Source organism: uncultured Cetobacterium sp. (assembly GCF_947038635.1).
In the GTDB taxonomy this organism is placed as follows: Bacteria; Fusobacteriota; Fusobacteriia; order Fusobacteriales; family Fusobacteriaceae; genus Cetobacterium_A.
In genome coordinates, this window is record NZ_CAMQXC010000161.1 from 1 (window position 1) to 3,940 (window position 3,940).

The 3,940-nt window shown below is 27.2% G+C and carries 2 protein-coding genes; one reads left to right on the forward strand and one right to left on the reverse strand.

Annotated elements, in window-relative coordinates:
• Positions 1 to 82 precede the first annotated feature (82 nt).
• Complete coding sequence (locus Q0V08_RS10990) at positions 83 to 2,014, reverse strand: alginate lyase family protein (RefSeq protein ID WP_297434724.1); 1,932 nt, start codon at positions 2,012 to 2,014, stop codon at positions 83 to 85.
• A gap of 295 nt (positions 2,015 to 2,309) precedes the next feature.
• Here Q0V08_RS10990 and Q0V08_RS10995 point away from each other — a divergent pair, with 295 nt between their 5' ends.
• A complete protein-coding gene (locus Q0V08_RS10995; protein WP_297434726.1) occupies positions 2,310 to 3,857 on the forward strand; it encodes an extracellular solute-binding protein in 1,548 nt (515 codons plus the stop codon).
• Positions 3,858 to 3,940: the final 83 nt, after the last annotated feature.

Below are 3,940 nucleotides of genomic sequence, written 5' to 3' on the forward strand. Positions count from 1 at the left end.
ATATAAAATATTACTCTAAATTTTTTAGAGTTTACACAAAATTTGAAGAAGTCTCCTTAGATTTATTCTAAGGGATATTTTTTTAATATTTAATAACTTCAAAAGATACAGTATTATTATACTTTTTAATAAATCCAGTTTTTCCATAAAATAAGATGTCATCAATTAAATAACTTTTTTTCTGGTTATTTATATCAATCATTGAGTTAAAAACAATAATTTTATTATTTGGAGTTAAAGTAATTTCAATTGCTTGAGCCTCGTAAGAAGGAACAAAAGATCCATCTCCCCTTAAAATAGGAACCTCTTTGATAGTGAGTTCTTTAGAAGATATTACAGTGAATAATGTTTTACTTTTATTACTTTTTATAGAACTAACTAACTGAAAATTAGAATTTTTTTTATTATATTCAGTAGAAAAAATACTATTTTTTAAATTTAAGTTTAAGTTTTTATCAATCCAATACATGAAAAGATTGCTATTTTTTCCTTTAATAAAAGCTTTTTGATCATTAATTATAGGTTTTTTATCTGGATAAAAATTAAAGATTTGAGAGTATTCGTGAATACCTTCAGTTAAAAATTCATCAATGATAATCCACAAATCATTTTTTAAATATAAAATTTTTCGATTAGTAACAACAGGGGATTCTAAAGAGATATATCCCAAGTGTCCACCTTCTACAAAATCAAAGGTTTTATTAAAAGAGTGGTATGTATTTAAAGTTAAAGCGGATTCAACAATACCCCATGCTCCATTAAATTTACTAAAGGGAATATTATCAACAATAGTAGTATTATGTGCAAAACAACTTTTTAAAAACTCTCGATCTATATTGCCTTCAACATAAGTAAATCTTCCAGGATCGCTTATAAAGTCTTCACCATTAGATACTAAATCAAAATGTAGATGTTCTCCATGTCCATGTCCACTACCAAGGGCTCCACATCTAAACCAAAGATAATTACTATTGTCTTCAAAAGAATCTCTTAGATAAAAGTTTCCACTTTCCTTTAGAGCAATTGACGTAAAATTAGGCTTTTTAGTTGGAAGGTCTTCATATTTAGAAATGTTTAGATTTCCAATATCCCAAATAGATTCAAAATCAACAAAATCATAACCAAAATATTTTAAAGTCCCATCTTTTAAAATATAAGCTGATCGAGTAATAATATCTCTTAAATCTGTTTCGTCACTGTCTCCTTGCATAGGTTGGTTATGATTTGGTTTTTTCATATAAGCATTACTATAAGCTAGTTTTCTTATGCTAGATAAAATAAAACTAGGTGTATCTAAATTTAATTTTTCAAAATCAAAAGCAATATCAAGAAGACAATTTAAAACTTCATTTTGGTACATAGGAGACTGCTCCCAGTGAACTCCGTCAGGTAAAATTTGGATTTTACACTGATGTTCTAAACGTTCTAATGCAATAACTAAGTATTGGTTTAAAATAGAGTATTGCTTTTGATAATTTAAAGCTAGAGAGATTAAACCACAATTTTGCATAACCCCCCAATTGCTAAGAGTTCTAAAATCATCATAAGTTTTAATTAGAAGTTCACATTGATATATAAGAGATTCGATTATTTTATTTTCAATAAAATTCAAATTACAAGAGCTATTTTTAAAAATTTTAATAGCTTTTATCCAATTTAAACACCGAATTCCTATTTCAATAGTTCTAGAGCAATTGAAAAATTCATCTTTGAAAACATCTACAGTATCAATCCATGAGTTAACTTGTGAGATAAAAGTATCAAAGTATTTTTTTTCAGAGGTTAAAGCGTAAGCTTTAGCAAGATAAATCCAAAACTTATGACGATTTAACATAAATGTCCACTCAGGATCTTCAAAAGGAATTTTATTCCAAATAATTTCTTCAGAAAAAGTATATGGAATTTTACAAACCTCCATATCCCACTTATGATTAAAAATAAATGTATTTTTGCAAAGTAAATCACAAGTTTCAATTATTTTTTTACTATTCTCTTTGAATAGTTTATTTTTCATAGTTCCTCCCAGTTAATTAAATAATTTTACTTTTTTCAATTGAATATTTAAATATAAGTAAAAATTACTATTATTATAGTATTTTAAAAGAATTTTTTCTTTTTAATAAGTAATAATTCTTTTATATAATTAATAATACATTTAGTTATAAAAAAAGTAAATATTCAGTTTTCAATATTAAAAAACAGTATATTCAAAACAGGAAAAAAGCATATAGTTAGAAAAACAACCATTGAAAAATAAAAGAATTAAGAGGTATACTAAAAATAAGAAATATTTTCGGGAGGTCTAAAATATGTATAGAAGAAAATCTATGTTGGTTTTATCATTAGCCTTATTAGGATTAAAAAGTTTCTCAAATGATGTTAATGAGAAAAATAAAAATTATAAAATATCTGAAAAACCAGTGACATTGTCAATTTTAGCAATTCAAAATGGAAAAGTTTTTGATGAGAATTGGCTAGTATTTAAAGAAGCATTCAAAGATACAAATATAAAATTAGAAAGTGCAACATCTAAAAATTTAACTGATGAAGTTCAAGCTTTTAATTTAGCAGTATCTTCAGGTAATTTACCAGATATTATATCTTATGCGTATCCAGATAAAATTGAAAATTTAGGTATGGCAGGAGGTATGGTACCGTTAAATGAATTAATAGATAAGCATGCTCCAAATATAAAAGCCTTTTTTGAAAAATATCCAAGATATAAAATGGATGCTGTAGCTGCAGATGGAAAAATATATTATATTCCATGCTATTATGATTGGTATGCGATGAAAGCATCACAAGGATTATTTATAAGAAAGGATTGGTTAGATAAGTTAGGATTGCAAGTTCCAGAAAATATGGATGATTTTTATAAAGTTTTAAAAGCTTTTAAAGAGCAAGATCCAAATGGAAATGGGAAAGCGGATGAGATTCCGTATTTTGATAGAACTATTGAATTTGCAACAAAAGAGTTAGTAGGACTATTCGGAGCTGAATATGGATTTTATATAGATAATGGTATAGTAAAATATGGTCCTACTCAAGAGAGATTCAAAGAAGCTATGCCTGAAGTAATTAAATGGTATAAAGAGGGGCTTATAGATCCAGAGATTTATACAAGAGGCTTTAGTGGAAGAGATTATATGTTGCGTAATGATGTTGGAGGAGTTACATTTGATTGGTTTGCAAGTACAACAGGATATAATAATGATGAAGAATTAAAAAAGCAAAATGAAAAATTTGAATTCATAGCAATCGCACCACCTAAATATAAAGGGAAGAGTTATGCTCCAGATGCAAGAACAACATCTTTAGGTGGATGGGGAATTTCTGCAAGTGCTAAAGATCCAGTAACGATAATTAAATATATGGATTACTGGTTCTCAGATAAAGGATATGAACTTTATAACTGGGGAGTCGAAGGAGATACTTTCGCAAAAGATGAAAATGGAAAAAAATATTATACAGATAAAGTAATGAAAGCTCCTGGAAAAAATGCGTTACAAGTATTAAGAGATAACGGGTTACAATTTAAAATGGGAGCACGTCAGGATTACGAATATGAAAAAGCTTGGGGAGATCCGAAAGCAACTGAATGGTCTGAGATGTATATGGCAAATGGTTATATAATGGATCAAGTTCCACTTTTTAAATATACTCCAGAAGAAGCAAAGAAAGTACAAAAAATCAATTCACAAATATCGATGGCTTTAGATGAAATGAGTCAGAAGTGGGTACTAGGTGCAGAGGACTTTGACAAATCTTATGAAAAATTTATAGAGAGAGTTAATAAATTAGGTTTAAAAGAAATTATAGAAATAAACCAAAGAGCATATGATAGAGTTCAGTCTTAAACAAAATTAAGTAAAAAAGGAGATATTGTTATCCATAGCTATCAAGCTAACAAAAAAAAGACTTAAATTTCTTTAGAGAAATT

Coding starts and splice junctions, on each gene's coding strand:
- Q0V08_RS10990 (WP_297434724.1), bottom strand. CDS start 2,014: ATGAAAAATAAACTATTCAAAGAGAATAGTAAAAAAATAATTGAAACT.
- Q0V08_RS10995 (WP_297434726.1), top strand. CDS start 2,310: ATGTATAGAAGAAAATCTATGTTGGTTTTATCATTAGCCTTATTAGGA.